The 18,951-nt window shown below is 60.9% G+C and carries 11 protein-coding genes and 3 pseudogenes; 6 read left to right on the top strand and 8 right to left on the bottom strand.

Translation table 11 applies throughout. The annotated features are described in order from the left end of the window. Nucleotides 1–368: 368 nt before the first annotated feature. The 4 genes from ACIP9X_RS17320 to ACIP9X_RS17335 all read right to left on the bottom strand — a co-directional run bounded on the left by ACIP9X_RS17320 (nucleotide 369) and on the right by ACIP9X_RS17335 (nucleotide 6,553). Entirely contained in the window at nucleotides 369–1,961 is a 1,593-nt protein-coding gene (locus ACIP9X_RS17320) for an MFS transporter (protein WP_400480990.1), read from the bottom strand. A 161-nt stretch (nucleotides 1,962–2,122) separates the two neighbouring features. Next, nucleotides 2,123–3,154, bottom strand: a complete 1,032-nt coding sequence (locus tag ACIP9X_RS17325; protein WP_400480991.1) for an alcohol dehydrogenase catalytic domain-containing protein — start codon at nucleotides 3,152–3,154, stop codon at nucleotides 2,123–2,125. 313 nt (nucleotides 3,155–3,467) lie between these two features. Beyond that, nucleotides 3,468–5,225, bottom strand: coding sequence for a glycoside hydrolase family 3 protein (locus tag ACIP9X_RS17330; RefSeq protein WP_400480992.1), 1,758 nt, complete (start codon nucleotides 5,223–5,225; stop codon nucleotides 3,468–3,470). A 65-nt stretch (nucleotides 5,226–5,290) separates the two neighbouring features. Continuing rightward, nucleotides 5,291–6,553, bottom strand: a complete 1,263-nt coding sequence (locus ACIP9X_RS17335; RefSeq protein ID WP_400480993.1) for an MFS transporter — start codon at nucleotides 6,551–6,553, stop codon at nucleotides 5,291–5,293. 124 nt (nucleotides 6,554–6,677) lie between these two features. On the opposite strand from ACIP9X_RS17335, the gene ACIP9X_RS17340 reads away from it, so the two are divergent. Continuing rightward, nucleotides 6,678–7,718, top strand: a complete 1,041-nt coding sequence (locus tag ACIP9X_RS17340; RefSeq protein ID WP_400480994.1) for a LacI family DNA-binding transcriptional regulator — start codon at nucleotides 6,678–6,680, stop codon at nucleotides 7,716–7,718. 82 nt (nucleotides 7,719–7,800) lie between these two features. Here the strand turns inward: ACIP9X_RS17340 and ACIP9X_RS17345 are convergent, their stop codons facing one another. Next, on the bottom strand, nucleotides 7,801–7,926 hold the full coding sequence (locus ACIP9X_RS17345) for a hypothetical protein (RefSeq protein ID WP_400480995.1): 126 nt from the start codon (nucleotides 7,924–7,926) through the stop codon (nucleotides 7,801–7,803). A gap of 632 nt (nucleotides 7,927–8,558) precedes the next feature. Between ACIP9X_RS17345 and ACIP9X_RS17350 the strand changes: the two genes are divergently transcribed. The 4 genes from ACIP9X_RS17350 (at nucleotide 8,559) to ACIP9X_RS17365 (ending at nucleotide 14,111) form a co-directional block, all read left to right on the top strand. Then, nucleotides 8,559–8,717, top strand: a complete 159-nt coding sequence (locus ACIP9X_RS17350) for a hypothetical protein (RefSeq protein WP_400480996.1) — start codon at nucleotides 8,559–8,561, stop codon at nucleotides 8,715–8,717. A 418-nt stretch (nucleotides 8,718–9,135) separates the two neighbouring features. Then, complete coding sequence (locus tag ACIP9X_RS17355) at nucleotides 9,136–10,575, top strand: APC family permease (RefSeq protein ID WP_400480997.1); 1,440 nt, start codon at nucleotides 9,136–9,138, stop codon at nucleotides 10,573–10,575. 519 nt (nucleotides 10,576–11,094) lie between these two features. Continuing rightward, on the top strand, nucleotides 11,095–12,600 hold the full coding sequence (locus tag ACIP9X_RS17360) for a GMC family oxidoreductase (RefSeq protein WP_400480998.1): 1,506 nt from the start codon (nucleotides 11,095–11,097) through the stop codon (nucleotides 12,598–12,600). After that, the gene (locus ACIP9X_RS17365; RefSeq protein ID WP_400480999.1) at nucleotides 12,597–14,111 is read left to right on the top strand and encodes an aldehyde dehydrogenase family protein; all 1,515 of its coding nucleotides are present in this window, start codon (nucleotides 12,597–12,599) and stop codon (nucleotides 14,109–14,111) included. Before ACIP9X_RS17360 ends, ACIP9X_RS17365 begins: the two co-directional genes overlap by 4 nt. 136 nt (nucleotides 14,112–14,247) lie before the next feature. On the opposite strand, the pseudogene ACIP9X_RS17370 reads toward ACIP9X_RS17365, so the two are convergent. Further along, a pseudogene (locus ACIP9X_RS17370) lies at nucleotides 14,248–15,077 on the bottom strand (IS1634 family transposase); the annotation flags it as partial. A 629-nt stretch (nucleotides 15,078–15,706) separates the two neighbouring features. Between ACIP9X_RS17370 and ACIP9X_RS17375 the strand changes: the two are divergent. Continuing rightward, entirely contained in the window at nucleotides 15,707–16,057 is a 351-nt protein-coding gene (locus ACIP9X_RS17375) for a type II toxin-antitoxin system death-on-curing family toxin (RefSeq protein ID WP_400481004.1), read from the top strand. A gap of 1,145 nt (nucleotides 16,058–17,202) precedes the next feature. Here ACIP9X_RS17375 and ACIP9X_RS17380 read toward each other — a convergent pair. Both ACIP9X_RS17380 and ACIP9X_RS17385 read right to left on the bottom strand, forming a co-directional pair. After that, nucleotides 17,203–18,705 (bottom strand): annotated as a pseudogene (locus ACIP9X_RS17380) (NAD-dependent succinate-semialdehyde dehydrogenase); the annotation flags it as partial. A 78-nt stretch (nucleotides 18,706–18,783) separates the two neighbouring features. After that, nucleotides 18,784–18,951: pseudogene (locus tag ACIP9X_RS17385) on the bottom strand (2-dehydro-3-deoxyglucarate aldolase); the annotation flags it as partial.

Consider the following 18,951-nt stretch of genomic DNA (forward strand, 5'->3'; position numbering starts at 1 on the left):
CGTGGGAAATTCACCCGATTGGTCAGACCTGATTGGACTGCGAGTACACGTAAAAAAAGACGGCCGCATAGTCCGGACGGGGTATGTGGATGCAGTTTCCGCATCCGCTGACATCCTATGGATAGGTCAGGAAGGCGCCGAGCACCGAAGCCTGTACGAGAAATCCGAGGGATATTATGTGGTTTCGGTCTGGGCGGATTTGTACGAGAAGGATCTCTGTTCGAACCCAGTTGTGTAAGCAACGCCTAGGGAAGAGGCGCTCATGGTTACACACGGTTCCCGGCAATGACAGCCCCGGTTCCTCCCGCTCGGGTTAGAGCGGGAGGAGCCGGGGGAGCGGACGGTCCCTTCGAATGCTGTCTGGCCTCCTACAGGGCTGGCTGATTTTCGAGCCGCAGACGGGCGGCCGCCGCGGCCTTCTGAACTTCCGGGTCATTCGGTGAAAGCGGGATCTCCTGGTCGGCGGTGTCTGCGAACGCCTGGTAAGGAAGCGGGATGAGATTGAAGTCGAGTCGCCGGTTTTCCGATTGGGTTGCAACCAACTCCTCGGCTTCCCGTTCAGTATCGACGTTTGGCAAAGAACCGTTGAGCGGGCGCGCGCTTGTCTCCCGCAGACCGAACGTTGCCCACAGGCCGAGCAAGGCGGCACCGACCAAGTAAAACGCCGGCGCAATCTTGTTTCCGGTGGCGGCCACCAAGGCGCCCACAACGAGCGGAGCTGTACCGCCGAAAACGGCGTTACCCAGATTGTATGCAAGTCCGAGAGCGCTGGCGCGTGCTTCGGTGGGGAATTGCTCAGGCAATGTCGAGGCGTAGCTCTGGGAGAAGACCGCTGATGAGATCATCACCAACAGCGCACCAAACGCCGCGATCAGGAGGGATCCGGAACCCATCATCAGGAAGGCCGGAATGGCAAGAATGACCCCCATCCCCGCGCCGATGAATAGCATTCTTTTCCGACCGATACGGTCGGACAGTGCACCACCGGCCGCAGTAATCAAGGCGGCGGCGATGTAGAGCGGGAAAAGCACCAGGTTGCCTTGTGCCCCCTGAAAACCCAGCGTCTGGTTCAGGTACGTTGGCGCGAACGACAGCATTGTATAGGCGATCACGTTACCGGCCGCTGCGATTCCAATCACGGGCAGGATTGCGTGCCACTGCGTCCTGATGACCTTCGCGACGTTCATGTTCTTTTGGACCTCGCCTCGGCGGGCCTCGGCAACCTGTCGCTCCTTCAGCACAGCTGCGAATGCTGGCGATTCCCGCACCCGGTAGCGGAAGTAGAGGGCGATAGCTGTCATCGGCAAGGCTACGAGGAAGGGAATCCTCCATCCCCATTCCTGCATAAACGACGGGCTGGTGATCAGCTGCAGCACACCAACGACTCCGGCGCCGAGCGCAAAACCAATGTAAGTTGTGGACGCCATAATCCCAACGAAAAACCCACGCCGACGGTCCGGTGAGTACTCGCTGAGGAAGGTTGCAGCCCCCGTGTACTCGCCGCTCGCCGAGAACCCTTGAATCAAGCGGATCAGAACAAGCAGGATCGGGGCCCACACGCCAATAACCGCATATCCAGGAAGGAACCCTGTACTGAGGGTTGCGAGCGACATGAGTAGAAGGGTGATCGTGAGCACCTTGCGGCGCCCTATCCGGTCACCGAGCCAGCCGAAGAAGATGCCACCGACGGGCCGGGCGACAAAGGTCACTGCAAAGGTACCGAAGAGGTACAGAGACTGGGCTACAGGATCGGCTTGGGGAAGGAACACCGGCCCCATCACAGTAATGAGGAAGCCGAATACGCCAAACTCGTACCACTCTATGATGTTCCCGACCACGGCACCCTTCAGCGCCCTGCCAAGACCTTCCGGGTGGACGATGCGTATATCCTGCTTCGTGAGAGCACGTTTCCGGAACACAATTCCGTTGCTCGAGACCTCCCGTGCGCTGGTTGCCGACAATGCGTTCTCCTTTGTCTGTACTTCGCCTGCTATGCCAGACAAGGCTCGCAAAGTCCTAAAGCTCCTCATACTGTCCATTCGATGAATACAGAAGTCCTCATTGAGAAAAGTACCGACAGTCTAAGGCGTTCAGTGCCCCTCAGGGATCCTCGCCAAGGTCGTCAAGCGTGGGGTAGCAGCACTACCCGCCCTTCAGCCGTTCCGCTTTCCACCATGTCGTGAGCCTTCGCAGCCTGTGCCAGTGGCACTGCAGCCTGAATCTTGGGGTGGACCAGTCCGCGGCTCAGAAGTTGAAGTACATCCTGGAGTTCTGAACGTGTACACGCCTTCGAGCCGATGAGGCGAATCTCCCTCATGATGAAAGCGCCCGGCAGTATTTCTACCGTTCCGTTTCTCAAGTTGCCCACAATCACCACAGTCCCCCCGCGGGCAACAGCACGGAGGCTATTGCCCAAGGTGAAATGCGCAGTCAGGTCAATAATCACAGTTGGCTGGATGTTCCGGGCGCGTACCTGATGGTCAAACTTCCCACGGCTGGCAAGTACCACGTGGTCGGCATAGGGCTCCAGGCGTTCCCGTTTTCGGGCATTTGACGTAACGGCAATAACCTCTGCACCCATGGAGCGTGCAAGCTGCAATGCGTGTATGCCTACCCCGCCGCTGGCACCAGTGACCAGAACGCGCTGTCCTGCAGAGACACCAGCCAACCTTAAAGCGTGGTACCCGGTGCCGATTGCGCATGCTGCGATGGCGGCCGCCTCATCATCCACATCGTCCGGGACCCTTGCCAGACCTAGCTCGTCAATGACGGCATACTGGGCGTAACCCCCGTCGAGACCTTCTCCGAGGAGCTTGCCATCGGCACACAGAACTTCGTTCCCGCCCAAACACTCCCTGCAGCGGTGGCATGACTGCCGTTGGGTCGATGCAACCCGGATTCCAAGTGAGAGTGTTGTAACCCCAGGGCCTATTGCAGCGACAGTGCCGGCTATTTCGTGCCCCAAAATACGCCCGTTCGGTTTATATACGCTTCCGGAGCGATGCATTACGTCCTGTCCGCAGACGCCGGAAGCCGCAACTTTGACCAGGACTTGGCAGGGGCCCGGGATTGGCGTCGGGACGGTCTCCAGTTTCAGGACGTCACTAGGTCCGGTATTGCGGAGCCGGTAGGCCTGCATGGTTTCGGAGATCATTGGAACGCCCATCAGAGCTTCACTGGGGCATGATGGCCGGAGAGGTGGGCTATGCGTTGCTGTGGACGGACCGATGCCTCGTTACGAAACGTGCATCCAAACCTGTCGGTCATAAAGCGCTCCTGTACGTTTACCATGCGGTGACCGGTTGTACAAACATAAAACTCGCAGGTGCGCATTCGTTATGGAGAACTTACGGGCACTGTCTCCGAAGCTAGGGAATTACCTAAGACCCGGCAAACGTACGTGAAAAGTTGCCGCGCCGGGCTCTCCTCCTTCCATCCGCACGGCAGCCACGTTCCGGCCCACAGGATTAGACACGCAATTGTGAATCAGCGATGCGGATGTCGCGCCTGAGGCCGAACCCAGCCCGGAATCGGGGGAGCACGGTGTCGAATGGGACGTCCTCACGCGACGCCTCGACAGCTTCCATAGACGAGGGGATGTCGAAGGGCAGTCGTCCCGTAATCGGCGTACGACCACAGAACGCCTCGAGAACCACGCGATCGCTTGCCCCGAACTCGCCGATGACGGTTGCGCCGAGGTCAACCAACGGTCCGACGATCGCGGGACGTTCCAGGAATACCGAGATATATAAAGGTGCCTGCGCTGCGTACGCGGCGAGGCGGTCGAGGGTGTCCTGAGGAAACGCGAGAGTGCCGCCGTGGAAGTACTCGCCGATGACCGACCCCCGGCCCTTCTCGAATGGTGCTTCCAGGCGAACAAGGATGGCGTCGGCAGTTGCCGGGTCAGTGACCGTCTCGTACACATCGGTGTCTTCCATGCCCTCGACGAACAGACGGGCGTTGTCGCGGATTGGTGCCGCGCCGTCGGAGAGAAGGACGAGGGACGCCCGCTGCGCTGCCATGCCCTTTTCGGAGTAGCTCGTCGAACCGCACAGCTTCCGTGCTTGTTCGACCTCCACCCGCCGGTTCTCGAACAAACCGAGACGGAACTTCTCGCCCAGCAGGCGGCGTGCGGACTCGTCGATGCGTGACTCGGGGATTACGCCGCTGTTGACGAGTTCCTCGATAAGCGCGGGGTTGCGGTCGCCGCCGAACTGGTCCACGCCGACGTCGATGGCAATGCGGGCCCGTTCCACCGGGGTGAGGTCCTCAAGGCCCCACCCGTTAGGACCGAACGTCAAATCACCGAATTGCTCGCTTTCCAGCAGGTTCCAGTCCGTTACCACAATGCCTTTGAAAGCCAAACGACGTCGGAGGATGTCGCGGACGACGGGAGCGTTGAATCCGAAGCCGACTTCCTCCCAGTCAGTGCCGACAGGCTTGCCGTAATAGGTCATTACCTGGGTAGCCCCGGCCGCGAATGCCTGCTCGAACGGGCGGATATGAAGCGACTGCATCCCGCCGGGGTAGACCTGCTCGGGGTATCGCGGGTCGTGCGCATCGTCGCCGTTCAATTGCGGCCCGCCGCCCGGGAAGTGTTTTACGACGGCCGCTACTGCCTCGGGGCCGAGATCGGCGCCGCCGCGGAGCCCTTCGATGAACGCCACCGTCAGCTCTGCGACCCTTCCCGGGTCCTCGCCGAACGTTCCAAAACCGCGTGACCATCTCGGCTCACTAAAGATATCCGCCATGGGGCCGAGGTAGACGCGAATGCCCATCGCCAGGAACTCCTGCCGGATGACGTCCCCGTACTCCCTGGCGGCGTCCACCCCGCTGATCGCGGCAATACCCGTCGCCTCCGGCCAGCGGGACAGGCTGTCAAGGGCCTGTCCTGTGAACGGACTGCTTCGAAACCCATGCCGTGGGTCGGACGATAGCGTGACGGGGATGCCCAGCCGGGTGCTCTCCGCGAGTTCCTGCAACCTGTTGTGCCATGCCGCGACGGCGGCGCTGTCCTCCCCACCGAGCACATTGAAGTGTGTGATGCCACGCTCGACGACGTTGAGTTCAGCAGCGGACGCCGCCTGGGTATGAGTGAGGGCGTCGCCGCCGGGCTCTGTTGACGGGTGAAACATGAGCGCAGCCTTTTCGGCGACACTCATACGGCCCAGGAGGTCGTTAACACGGCGGTCAATGGGCAGTGAGGGGTCAAGATAGTCGTTCACTAGGTTCCTTCTATAGGGGTACGTCGGTTGTCGCCGGCGGACTGGCGGGCTGAAGCTGGGCATTATCAGCGCGTGGAACGGATGCCGAGGAGCGGTAATGCTCCGAGGAGAGTCAGCACGGCGCCGAACAGGACCAGCGCGACATAGTTCGCGGTCCCGCCGCCGACGGCGAGCAGGGCCGGGGTGATGAACGGGACGACGGAGAACGGGAGGGTGAGCGCGATGTTGACGACGCCAAGGTTTCGCGCCGATGCGAGCTTGTCGCGCATAGTGGCGATGCCGAACGCGATGTATGTACCCATCATGATGCCGGCCGAGACCCCGGTGACAAGAGTGACGCCTATCAGGAACTGACCCACCGACGCGGAGGTTGCGATCACGACCATTCCCGCGACGCCTGAGAGGGCACTCATGAGGAGAAGGGGTTTCCGGCGGCCAAGTCGGTCGCCGACCCAGCCAGCAATGGGACCGATCACAAAGGCAACCAAACCAGGAATGACATAAGCCGTCGTGATGGCATTTGCCAGATCCGCCTCCGGCACGCCGATTTGGTCTTGGAGGAGATACACGGTGTAGGTCGCGACCACCCCAAACCCGCAGGACAGGAGGAACAACGCCAGGATGAGCCAGGAAAAATCCCGCTCCTGTCGGGGGTTGACGAAGAACGATCCGAAAAATTGCCGAACGCTGAAGGGCGGGAGCGGCTCCGCAGCCGGGGCGTCATCTTTGAATAGGACGAGCAACGCGCTGGCAAAGACGAGGGCCATCGCAACGGGAAGACCGATCTGCGCGAGGATGCTCGTCGGGAAAGCCTGAATGAAGAAGACGCCGATGACCATCGACGCCGACGCCGCAGCACCGGAAAGTGAGCCAACCAGACCTTGCTGGGAGTCGGGGACACGGTCGGCAACGATCGCGAGCGTGGCTGCAATTGCCGCGTTGACGAACGCTTGCATGAGTACCCAGCCGAGTAGAAGCATCGGGAATGTGTTGGAGAAGGCGATCACGGCTGCGCCAAGGCTGGTTCCAACAAGCCCGACGACGATCCATGGACGGCGACGCCCGAACCGGCTGCGCGTCCGGTCACTCAGCCGCCCGAAGAATGGGTTCGCGAGCACCGCGGTGAGTGTGCCGACACCTGCAGCAATTGAATAACTCGTCGTCTTCCCTGCGGGGTCGATCTCGGAGATCCGCAGCGCCAGGGTAACGGAGGCCGGGAGATTGATCGCCATCCAGATGCCAAACATAGCGAAGGCGTACACCGCGATGAATATGGGACCGACTCGTGTCGGGGTGCGGCCAACTGTGGCCGGCGTGGTTATGGACATGAGGGTTCCTCGTCATTGAGTACAGATTGTGGCGCGCACCGGTAACGTTTCCGGTAACGCTTCCGATAAAGTTAGGTCATCGATCATGTCTTGGTCAAGAGAGCGTTGGTGGAGAAGAGAAACGATGGCGCAAAAGGTTACCCTGGCCGATATATCGCGCGAGGCAGGTGTCGGCATCGCGACGGTGTCGCGTGCAATGGGCGACCATAAAGATGTAAGCCCCGCTACTCGCGACCGCATTAAGGCGGTCGCGCGGCAACTTGGTTACCGCCCCTCTGTCGCAGCACGCGCTCTGCGGCGAGGAGGATTCCATGTCATCAGCGCGATTGTCCCCGACGACGCCTGGGGCTGGTGGGAGCCGGTAGTACGCAGCGCCTTCGAAACGGCTTCCGAGGCCGGCTACCAGATGCTCGTCCATCCAGTGGCGGGGGCGCCAGGCGGGCTGGCGGCGGTAATCGAAGGCCTTGAAAACATACCTACTGAAGGTGTCATTGTTATCAGCGTGCCCGACCAGAAATCTGTTCGGGAAGCCTGTGACAGCATCGGTATTCCCGGCGTCGCAATCGACGACTTAAGCCAGGATATTCATTTCCCATCCATATCCGCTGCCAACTATTCAGGGGCTGTCCAAATCACCCGCCACCTTCTTTCGCTGGGCCGATCCCGGGTCGTCTTCCTCCGTACGCCCGCTGGAGAAGCGGACGCTTTGGGTGGTCAGGAGCTCTTCATTCGTCAGCGCGAGCAGGCCTACCGTGATGTCCTGGCCGGGGCGGGCATCGCGATAGATGAAAGCCTCATCGTTGAAACCGCTTACGACGAGACCGCACCACGCTGTCGTGAGCTTGGTCAGCTTTTGGAAACGAGCCGGACCTTCGATGCGATCTTCTGCGCCTTCGATGGACTGGCGGCTCCAGCCATGCGCGAATTGGCGACACGGGGCTTGCGAGTTCCCGAGGACGTCGCAGTCGCTGGCTTCGACGATGAACGGGCCGCCCTGCTCGTGAGTCCGCAACTTACTACCGCAAGGCAGCCCTACGCTGAAATGGGTCGGGCAGCTGTCGAACTGCTTCTTCAGTCGTTGTCCGCTGAGCGACCAGATCTGAAGCGATACGAGTTCGATACACAACTCATCGAACGCCCATCTACGCGAGCGCAGTCCCAATGACTCACCCCGCGTATTGGTCGCATTCTCCAGATGGGCGAAGGGGCTCGGTTATATCGCCCCACTTGCCATGCGGCCGGTTTGGTCAAGCGTTGATTGCCTTAATGATGGTGTCAGCGGCGTTCATCACGGACTCCGCCTGCTGTGCTGACAGGTTTCGTGTTGTGATCTCTTCCAAGGTCTGCCACATGGAAGCGATTGGTTCTCGCATGGTCGGCCCTTCTCCGCGAGATGGACGACCATCACGCGGCGGTCGTGGTCTGGGGGCTGGCGGACAAAAGGGCCGGCGTCCTGCAGCAGGCGCAGGGTTTTGGACACGGTTGAGTGGTCGAGTCCGACGCTGGCGAGCAGCTCGGACTGGTCTGGCCGTCCCGGTCGAAGAGGTGCATGAGCACCAATTCTTGTCCTGGATGGAGCTCCAACTGTCGGAGCAGGCTGGATGCGTAGCCCCGGTGGGCGCGGGCAAGTTGGAAGATTGCGTAGCTGACTATGCCCTGGTCAAAGGTTGTGGGGACGGGCGGGTTTGGAGTCGGCATTTGTCAGTCCATTCAGCCGCTGTGTGTCGGGTAGTCGGTGTAGCCTACAGCGCCACCTCCATAGAACGTCGCTGGGTCAGGGGTGTTTAATGGCGCATCCGAACGTAGCCTCGGCGTTCAGCTCCGTTGGCACCCCTCAGGGGTGGAGCGACCGCGAGTCATAGGGGCCATGACAAGGCGATGGGGGAGAGAAGTGCCGCCGACGGGCTGGCGTCCGCAGGGGGTTCAGCATAAGTTTTCCTTCGTTGGCGAAATGATCACGGGGCGGAAAGCCAATCAGGGGAGGGTGAGCACGAGCTTGATAGTGGTGACGACCTTTCCGATAGCGGCGTTCTACGCCGGCGCGCCCGGACGAGCGTTCCGTGGCGCCGTTGGCAAGAGCGATCCCGAGCTGATGAGCGCGGAAATCGGCAAGAGTGCCGATCCGGTCGGTGCCACCGGGCAGGTTGATGGCCGCTGGGCGTAAGCGCCTAGCACGCGGTCGACCAGCCCGTCTCCGTATTAGGTCGCGACAGCGCCGAGTGAGGCGACATAGTCCTGGTTTTCAGGGCCGGCGGTGTGCCGATGACACGCACACCGCAAGACGCGGCAAGTTGGACCACGGTGGTCCCGACCGATCCTGCTGCTCCATGAACGAGCAAAGTCTCCCCAGGTGCGACGCCGAGCAAGGTCAGGGACCGTTCGGCTGCCTCGCCCGCCACCGGAAGCGGGACGGCACGTTTATGAGATTCACGGGCGTCGAAGCCTTGCTTCGTAAAAGTGCCTATGTGACGCACGCCACGGATTGCATAGCTTGGCATTGTGTGGATCAAGAAGGGCTTGTGCTGGAACCGTCTTGCAAACCCACAAGGACCAAATTGACATCCACCAGAGAGGACGACCTCATGGCCACAATGACGCAAGAGGCTACAAGCGCTCAGCCGGAACTTAGAGGCAATCTTGGCCTATTTCACCTGTTCTTCACCGTAATGGCCTGGAATGCTCCGCTTGTGATCGTGTTTGCGGCCATTCCAATTGTCGTGGGATACGGAAACGGGATCGGTGCGGCTGGTGCCTTTATCGTGGCCGGCGTGACAATCGGGTTGTTCGCCTTAGGGTTCACCCGGATGACGAAGATCCTGCCGACGCCGGGGGCGTTCTACGCGTACATCACAGCAGGGTTGGGAAAAAAGCTTGGCTTAGGCTCCGGACTGCTGACTCTCATCGGCTACTTTGCAGCCTATTCCGGAACGTTCGCCTTCGGCGGTGTCGTGTCGAATCAGTTGTTCCATGACACCCTTGGACTGCCCGAACTACCTTGGTATGTCTGGGGAATCATCCTTTGGCTCGTCGTAGCCGTACTGGGTCTCTTGAAGTTCTCACTATCGGCGACTCTTCTCACAGTGTTCCTCGGGCTAGAGTTACTCGTCATCGTCATTTACGACATCGCCGTGTTTGTGCAGGGCGGGGCCACCGGCGTCATCTCTGCCGACCCGCTGATTCCAGAGAACTGGGTCAACGGCTCCGTGGCAATGGCGATGCTGTTCGCTATCGGCATGTTCGGGGGTTTCGAGATCACAGCGCTGTTCCGCTCGGAGGTTCGGAACCCGTCCCGGACGGTACCAGTTGCGACGTACATGGTCGTTATCGCCGCCACGATCATGTACGCAGTCACCTCTTGGGCATTTGTCAACGCGGCCGGAATGGATAACGTTATTGAGCAGGCCGCAGGGGATCCCACTGGAACAATGCACGCGACCTTCCTGGCCTTCGGCGGGAAACTGCTATCCGACATCTCTTCGGTACTGGTGTTCACGAGCACATTCGCCGTGATTCTCGCGGGGCACAACATCGTCTCCCGCTATCTCTTCAATCTCGGCGCCGATGGCATTTTGCCGAAGCAACTGAGCATGGTCCACGCGAAGCAGGGGTCGCCCTATCGTGCTTCGCTTGTGGCAAGCCTCGCGTGCTTGGCGGTCAACATTGCGGCGATCCTTGCAAACGTGGATCCGGTTGCGTTCTACGCGGCGATGTTGGGCATGACCAGTCTGGTGCTGATTGTGATTCTCTTCATATGTGACGGCGCGATTCTCGTCTACCTAAATCGGAACGGCCGGCGCTTCTCATTCTTCCCGCGCGTGATTGCTCCCAGCCTGGCGGCAGTCGGACTCGGAATCTGCGCCTACCTCGCCATCACGAACTTTAACGCCCTGACTGGTGGATCGCAGGCACTTTCTACGGCGCTTATGGTCTTCCTCGGCGTCGTATTCTTCGGAGGTATTCTGCTTGCCGCTGTCTATAAGCGGACCAAGCCCCAGGTGTACGCGCGAATCGGACGCCAATAGTCCGGTCTACGAACGACTCTCGTTCTGACTCGGGTTTCCCTTAAGGTGGCACACGGCGATGGTTGGAGGGCTGCTGAAGGCCTACGAACTGTTGGCAGCCCTCCGCTCGGTGCTGGGCGAGTCAGGACGAGTGCTTGTGCAGTGGCCGTAGCGGCGGGGAGGCCTTCGTTTCACCCGGACCGGCAGGCCGAATCCCTCTGAAGCTCCCAAGGTTCTTTTGTTCAGTTCATGATTGGAGGAGTGTGTTTCCGGCCATATCGTTCTATCCAATAGCACTTGGAAATTACCGGTAAGTAATTCCCCATCAGGTCCGGTCCCAGTAAGTTAAGTTCCAGTGTGCGCTACCGGCACTTTGAGCAACCACCCTGCATTGGTGCAGGGTGATCGGAAGGGGCCGGATCCGGTAGCAGGCAGTATTCAAGAAACCAGTGGCCTGACCCTGGCTGCGTCTGGCCGGCCACTTGTTGTGAGCCCGCCATGTGACGTGGGATCACTTATGTATTGGAAGGCAGTATTCCTTTGAACGCCAACATCCCCGTTTTTGATTACATCATTGTGGGTGCCGGATCAGCCGGCGCCGTTATCGCGCGGAGGCTTGCTGATGATCCTTCAGTAAATGTGTGCCTGATCGAGGGCGGGCCCGCGTATGAGGATGATCCGAAGGTGCTCCTGCTCAAGGAGTCCTTGGGACTAGTTGGAGACCTCAAATATGACTATGACTACCCGATCGTGCCCCAAGAGCGCGGAAATTCGCGCATGCACATGAGCCGAGCCAAGATGCTCGGAGGTTGCAGCGCCCACAATGACGCGTGGGCACTGCGGGCACCTGATGCAGATATGAACAGGTGGAGCGCCTTGGGTGCGGATGGCTGGAACGCCGAGGGGGTTGCGCCGTACTTTGATCAGGTGTTCAAGGACATGCGCGTCCATGGTGTCACCCAAGAGGCGGAACTCTCCCAGGCATTCCTGGCCGCTGCCAATGAAGCTGGCCTCGAGACCATCGACAACACCAAGGGCGACTACCGTGAGGGGATTTCGTGGGTATCCCTAAATGAGGACGATGGTGTCCGGGTTTCCACTGCCGTCGCGTACCTATTTCCCACTGCCGAGCTCCCTAAGAATCTGCATCTGCAGCTGGAGACCCTGGCTCTCCGGGTAATCATCGAAGAGGGCCGGGCCGTTGGAGTTGAGACGGACCAGGGTGTCTTTCGCGCCGCCCGGGAGGTCATCGTGTCCGCCGGGGCCATCGACACGCCAAAGCTGCTTATGCTGTCCGGCCTGGGGCCGGCAGAGCACCTGAAGGAACATGGCATTGAGGTTGTTCAAGACCTGCCCGGGGTAGGTTCCAATCTGTCCGACCACATTGAGACACCCGTCATTTGGGAATCTTCCAAAGACCCGGGTGAAAGTATTAACGGCCTTGACCTAGGTGTTTACGCAGACGTGTTGGCTGAGGGGGATTTTAGCGTCCAGGCGACGTTCGGGCACTTTACCTATTGGCTCCACACGGAACCGTTCGACGAGCTGGACAGCCCGCCACGGGCCTTCTGCCTTGCCCTTAACACTGCCCGGCCGGCCAGCAAGGGAACTGTTCGTCTGGCCTCTGCGGATCCGAAAGACAAGCCACTTGTAGATCCAAGGTACTTTACCGACACGGAAGGCCGCGACGAGAAGACTCTAGTGGAAGGTATCCGCTTGGCACGTAAGATCGCAGGTACCGAGGCTCTGAAGGATTGGGTTGTACGGGAAGTTGCACCTGGTCCTGAGCTGCAAAGTGACGAGGAGTTGGGTGCGTATGCCCGTCGATACTCCAACACCGTGTATCATCCCAGCGTTACTTGCAAGATGGGTGCGGCAGACGATTCAGACGCGGTCGTTGATCCCCGGCTTAGGGTACGAGGTGTCGAAGGTTTGAGGGTGGCAGACGCCTCAATCTTCCCCGAACTGGTACGTGTTAATCCCAACATGACAGTTGTGATGGTGGGAGCCAAAGCCGCCGACCTCATCAAAGAGGACTACTCGTGACATCCCCATCCTTACTGACTGAGGCGCCGGAAGCTGCTCAAGGGGTCAGTCTCGCTCACTACATTGGCGGCCAGTGGGAAAGGGAGGACGGTCCCACTTTCCCTGTCGTGAATCCCGGTACCGGCCAAGAACTCGGCAAGGCACCTATCGCCTCTCGGGAAACCGTCGATCGTGCAGTTCAGTCAGCGAAGAGTGCCTTGGAGGCCTGGCGTCTGACTACACCAAAAGAACGCGGTGAATACCTGCACAAGTTGGCTGATTTGATTCAGGCCTCCGGCCATGATCTCGCGATCCTCGAAAGCCTGAACGTCGGCAGGCCACTCTCGCAAACGCTGGAAGAAATCCCGCCAGTGGTTGATGTTCTGAGGTTTTACGCCGGAGCTTTCCGTGCCAACGCCGCGTCGGCTGCCGGGCATTATGAGCGGGGCACCACCTCCGTCCTGCTTCGTGAGCCCATTGGCGTACTTGGTCTCATTACGCCTTGGAATTTTCCGTTAACCGAGGCTCTTTGGAAGGTCGCTCCGGCCTTGGCTGCGGGAAATACCATCGTTCTGAAACCCTCCGAGAACACCCCGTACACGACAGTTGCTTTGGCCGGACTTATTGACAGCGTGTTTCCTCCGGGTGTCGTCAACGTTGTCCTCGGCGATGGAACTACCGGAGCGGCCATCGTCGATCATCCCGACATCGCAATGGTGTCGCTGACAGGTGACGGTTCGACCGGTAAGAAGATTGCGGCGGCAGCTTCGAACACCTTGAAGCGCGTGCAACTAGAACTCGGCGGCAAGGCACCCGTACTGGTGTTTGAAGACGCTGACGTAAGTCGGGCGGCCTCTTACCTTGCCCAGGCTGCCTTCATCAACGCGGGTCAGGTGTGTACTGCGCCATGCCGGCTTATTGTGCATGACGCTGTCTATGAGGACTTTCTTTCCAAGTACCTTGAGGAAGTCCGAGACCTGCGAGTCGGTGATCCCTTCGATCCAGCCTCCCAGATCGGACCACTAATCTCCGAACGTCAAATGGACCGCGTGCTGGGGTTTCTTGAGCGGGCCGAGGCGACGTCGGCTTCAATCCTGACCGGAGGAGGACGGATGCAGCAGCCGGGATTCTTCGTGGAACCCACAGTAGTTGCAGATGTCGGGCAGGACAACGAACTGGTACAGAAGGAAGTCTTTGGGCCTGTCGTCACCATCCAGCGTTCTTCCTCTGAGAAGGAGATGCTTCAGTGGGCGAACGACGTTGACTATGGCCTGTCGGCCGGCTTGTGGACTTCGGATTTGGACCGTTCGCTGGAATTGATGTCCTCGCTGAAATTTGGAACTATCTGGGTGAACGGCCATCACACAACCGTTCCCGAAATGCCCTTTGGGGGATTTGGTCAATCCGGGTACGGTAAGGTTCTGTCGGCTCAATCCATCGATGAGTACTCCCAGCTGAAGCACGTAATGATGATTTCAGCCGATAGAGGCGGGAGGACGGCGCGGAAGCAATTCCGAGCCATCCTCCCTTAATGCAGGACAAACTGGTATGGATCGTTAGATGCCCTGGGCTGATCCGATCAATCCCTGTCATCAACTGCTGGGACAGTGCGTCTGAGCCAATGGCCAGTACCTGCGCGATAACGAGCACCTGCCCTTCTGACTACGCTCATTTCCTTAGTGCGTGAAATTTCGGGTCATGGACTGCGTCGAGGATGGCTTGCTGCCCGGTGTTGATGTCGGGGTCGAATCTCTGTTTGGTGCCGTTGATGGCGATGGTCATTGAGCGCAAGGGTCGGAGCTGTTTGATCACGTTGGCGACGGCGGGCCCGGTCCCGTTCTGGACGGCTCTGGAGACGGACAGCGCGGCGAATACGATCGTCAGGTGTGCCTCGATCGCGTCCCGGGTGCCGTGGAACATGGGCCTGGCCCGTAGGTCTGTCTTGCTCATCCGGAAGGACTGTTCGACGTGCCACAGGTCGTGATAGGAGCCGATGACTTCCGTTGCGGCCAAGACCGTCACCGGGATGTTTGTGACGTAGCCCTTGAGGCCGGCCAGTTGCCGGGCGCGGGTCAGTGAGGCGTCGTCGAGGCTGCGTTTGCCGCCGGTGGTCTTGACGAAGCGCGGGGTTCGGGCAGTCTTCTGTCCCTCGATGACCTCGCGGGCCCGGTTCTCCTGGGCTGTGAGGGTGGTGGCGTCGGGGACCGCTCTCTTGCGGGAGTAGGCCCACACCGCCCGCCATGAGCCGGGATTCGTTGCGGGGTCCCAGATGGGTTCGGCGCGCACGTCGGTGTTGTTCTCATTCTTGTGCCCGGTTCTGGGTGTGATGGTGTCGATCAGCTGCCGTCGGTGAATGCGTCGCCGTGCCAACTGAAGTGCGAGGCCAGGTCGGCCGGGGCCTTCGTCATCCGGGAGCCGACGATGAACCGCCGGTTCGCCTCGTCCAGCTCGCGCAGGTTGCCGGCGGAGAGCATGCCGGCGTCGGCCACGACGACCATGCCGAGCTCGGCCTCCGTATGCACCGACCCGACATGCGCCACGATCCGCTGACGACCGCGCACATACTCGGCGATCTGCACTGCCGTCGCTACCGTGGCCTTCCTACCAAAAACCCATTGGTGCGTGAAAAAGCATCAGTCCACTGGCATCACCGCAGGTCAGAGCGTCGGCCCACCGCGAGGCCACGACCCGTGAGCCACGTCAGGTCTGAGCCAATGGCCAGGTACCTGCGCGATAACGAGCACCTGCACTTGACCGAATCTTGCCGTTTCGGCCCTGATCGCGACCTACGTCGGCAACAAAGCCATCGTTGACCTCTGCGCAGCCCAGTCCGCGATCACCGAGAACAGCGAGCAGGGAAAACCGCCGTCAGCAATGACGGCCACCACGCCAATCCGACGACGAACGCCCCGCCGCCAACCACCCGCGAGGCGTTTCCATACCCTGCGGCTGGACCAGCTTGCAGCCGAGGAACACACCTCGAAGTCTGCGTTGCTGCTCCAAGGTGCTGAGCTTGTGCTTCAGCGTCATCGGCGCCGCCGTGGCATTGGCGAGGGCCTGGTTTCGTCATGAGCCATGACGCTGAGCTCTTGACGCGCCTTGAGGATGCGCGACCGAGTACCTCGAGATCGAGGACGCGCTGCAAGTTGTTGACCGGTACGGTTTTCGTGTCCGGGACATCGGGCTCCTGGCCTCGGCGCTGGCCCGGCCGGCGACATCGGTCAGGGGTGTGGAGGCCTATCCGCTGTTAGCGGCGAAGGCGGCGGCTCTCCTTGAGTCGGTGGCGCGGTTCCATCCTCTGATCTTCGGCAACAAGCGCACGGCGTGGACGCTGATGGTCCTGATGCTCTGGATCAATGGCTACCGTCATGACTTCACCACCGTTGCGGCGTTAGATCTCGTCGTGGGGGTGGGCGCCGGTGTCGTCTCGCTGGAGGACAGCGCGGGGATGATTGCCTCACATCTCGTGAACCGGTAGTGCCCGAAGTCTGCGGACAGGCTTTGGTGATCCTGGGCCAGGGACCGGAATGTCGTGCCTGGTCACAGCAGGGAGCGGTTCTGGTGCGCAGCCGGATGGCCGCGCAGCCGATGTTTGGCGTGGTCACGCGTGTGTCAGCCGGTCTGCTCATGGGATGGCTGAGGGAGGTGTCGTTGCCGTGACATTCTTCGTTGTCGGGTGGGCCTCTCGGCGGTCGCATGCTCTGTGCCTTGCGGGCGGCGTCATTCACAAACGGGGACGCGATGAACCCGTCCGCGTAGTCCCAGTCGTGTCTCCACAAAGAAGGACCGCGCTCACACAATGGGAGGGCGGTTTGTCGTTTGGCGTGCTGAATCGGATGAATTCGGGGTGTGGACAATGTCCACACTTTCTCCTTCGAACTGAGTCGTATATCGGTCGGACTGGTTCGGATTGCCTATGTTTTCGGGACTTTCCTGTGTTTGCAAGGGCTGGAATGCAGTTCGAGTCCCACCTCGGGCACAGCATATCCCCTCGTCAGAGGGGTTTTTGCTTTAACGTGTTGACATAGCTTGTGGTGGCGTTCCTCTGACACTGGTTCGCGGGCTGTGGGCTGGCCGCCGCGGTGGCCTATTCAGGTGTGTGGGTGGCGGGCTCAGTGCCCTGGCCGGTGGGCGCTCCGCCTGCTCTTTACGGGGTCTGCGGGGGTTCCTCTTTTCGGTGCTGTGGGTTGGGCGTGCGTGTCCAACACCAGTTCATGGTCGGGAGGCATGGGTACTACATGACCTTTAAGACTTTGGTTTCGGATTTTCGTCCGCGGCTCTTCGGGGGTCATCAGGAGAGCTGCCAGCTGTTTGTCGTGCCAAAGAGGGTGTTGACAGTGTCAACACTTACGTCTGCTTTAAGGCGTTGCCGGGGCTGTCGCTTGAGGGCAACTGCGACGACATCCCAGCCCCAGCACTCATCACTTTGAGGCGATGACCGGACGGCATACTGGCATCCCGACAAACGTCCGCGGAATGTCCTTGACGCAGAACTGTTTCGCCGATCGCCTGATAGGCAGGACTGCAGCCCCATTCTGACGCCTAGTGGGCTTCAAACTGCATCAGGCTGGGGTTTAGGTTTCCTGACGTGTACCTGAGTGACCCCTGGGGGTTCGGTTGGCGCGCGTAGGGGTCGGCGATGCCGAGGTATTGGGTGGTGGTGTATTCGGCGATGCCTTCGGTGCCGCCTTCACGACCGAGGCCGGATTGCTTGACGCCGCCGAAGGGGGCTGCGGCGTTGGAGATGAGGCCGGCGTTGAAGCCGACCATGCCGAATTCGATCTGTTCGGCTACCCTCAACAAACGATTGAAGTCGCGGCTGTAGAGGTAGGAGGCGAGGCCGTATTCGGATGCGTTGGCCAGGCGGATCGCGTCCTGCTCGGTGGTGAAGGTGGTGACGGGGGCGACGGGGCCGAAGATTTCCTGGCGGAGGATCTCGGCGTTATTGGGGACACCGCCGAGGACGGTGGGCTGGTAGAAGTAGCCGGGCCCGTCCACGGGTGCGCCGCCGGTGATGGCGGTGGCTCCGGCGTCGACAGCGGCGGTGACCAGGTTATGGACGTCGTCGCGGGCTCCTGCGTCGATGAGCGGGCCGACCTGGGTGTTGGGGTCGGTGCCTCGGCCGGTGGTCAGGGCGGCCATGGCGGCGGCGAACTTCCGGGTGAATTCCTGTGCGACGGATTCGTGGACGAGGAAGCGGTTGGCGGCGGTGCAGGCCTCGCCCATGTTCCGCATCTTGGCGGCCATGGCCCCTTCGACGGCGGCATCGAGGTCGGCGTCCTCGAAGACGATGAACGGTGCGTTACCGCCGAGTTCCATGGAGGTGCGCAGGACGTTCTGGGCGGCGTCGGCCATCAGGCGCTTGCCTACCGGGGTGGAGCCGGTGAAGGAGACCTTGCGCAGCCGGGAGTCCTTCAGGAGCGGACCGGAGATGCCGGAGGCGCTGGAGGAGGCGACGACGTTGAGGACTCCTGCGGGCAGACCGGCCTCGAGCATGGTCTGCGCGAAGTACTGGGCAGTGAGCGGGGTGAGTTTGGCGGGTTTGAGGACCATGGTGCAGCCGGCGGCGACGGCGGGTGCGACCTTGCGGGTGGCCATGGCCAGCGGGAAGTTCCAGGGCGTGATGAGCAGGCAGGGTCCGACGGGTTTGTGCTGGACGAGGATCTTGTCTTTGCCCTCGGGGGTGGTGAGGTAGCGGCCGTAGTCGCGGACGGCTTCTTCGGAGAACCAGCGCAGGAACTCGGCGCCGTAGGTGACCTCGCCGCGGGCCTCGGCCAGGGGCTTGCCCATTTCCAGGGTCATCAGCAGCGCGAAATCCTCGGCGCGTTCGGTCACGAGGTCGAAGGCGCGGCGCAGGATTTCTGCGCGGGTCCGGGGTGCGGTGCGCGCCCAGGACGCCTGGGCTGCGTCGGCCGCGTCCAAAGCGGCGATGGCGTCTTCGCTCGTGGCCGAGGCGAGGGTGGCGAGGACCTCCCCGGTGGCGGGGTCGTGCACGTCGAACGTGCCGCCGTCGGACGCGTCCACCCACTCGCCATTGATTAACAGGCCGGTAGGCACGGACGCAAGGAGCGCAGACTCCCGCCCGGAAGTGGCGGCAGGGGTAGAGGTTACGGGTGAAGTGGTCATGTCGGATCTCCTGAGGAAAAAAGTGGGGCCGGTGGCTGGGCCTGCCGTGGAAGAGGTCGGCGGTCCCAGCCACCGGAGTCAGTAGCTGGCGCGGGGGCCGCCGTCGGCCTTGGGGATGTACTGGGCGGCGAGGGCTTCCGAACCGCGGGCGAGGAGGGCGACGTCGGCGCCGACCAGGATGAAGTTGGCGCCGTTGGCCAGGTAGTGCCGCGCGGTGTCGGGGTTGAAGGCGTTGACGCCGGCGGG

It is taken from the genome of Arthrobacter sp. NPDC093125, from assembly GCF_044754225.1.
In the GTDB taxonomy this organism is placed as follows: domain Bacteria; phylum Actinomycetota; class Actinomycetes; order Actinomycetales; family Micrococcaceae; genus Arthrobacter.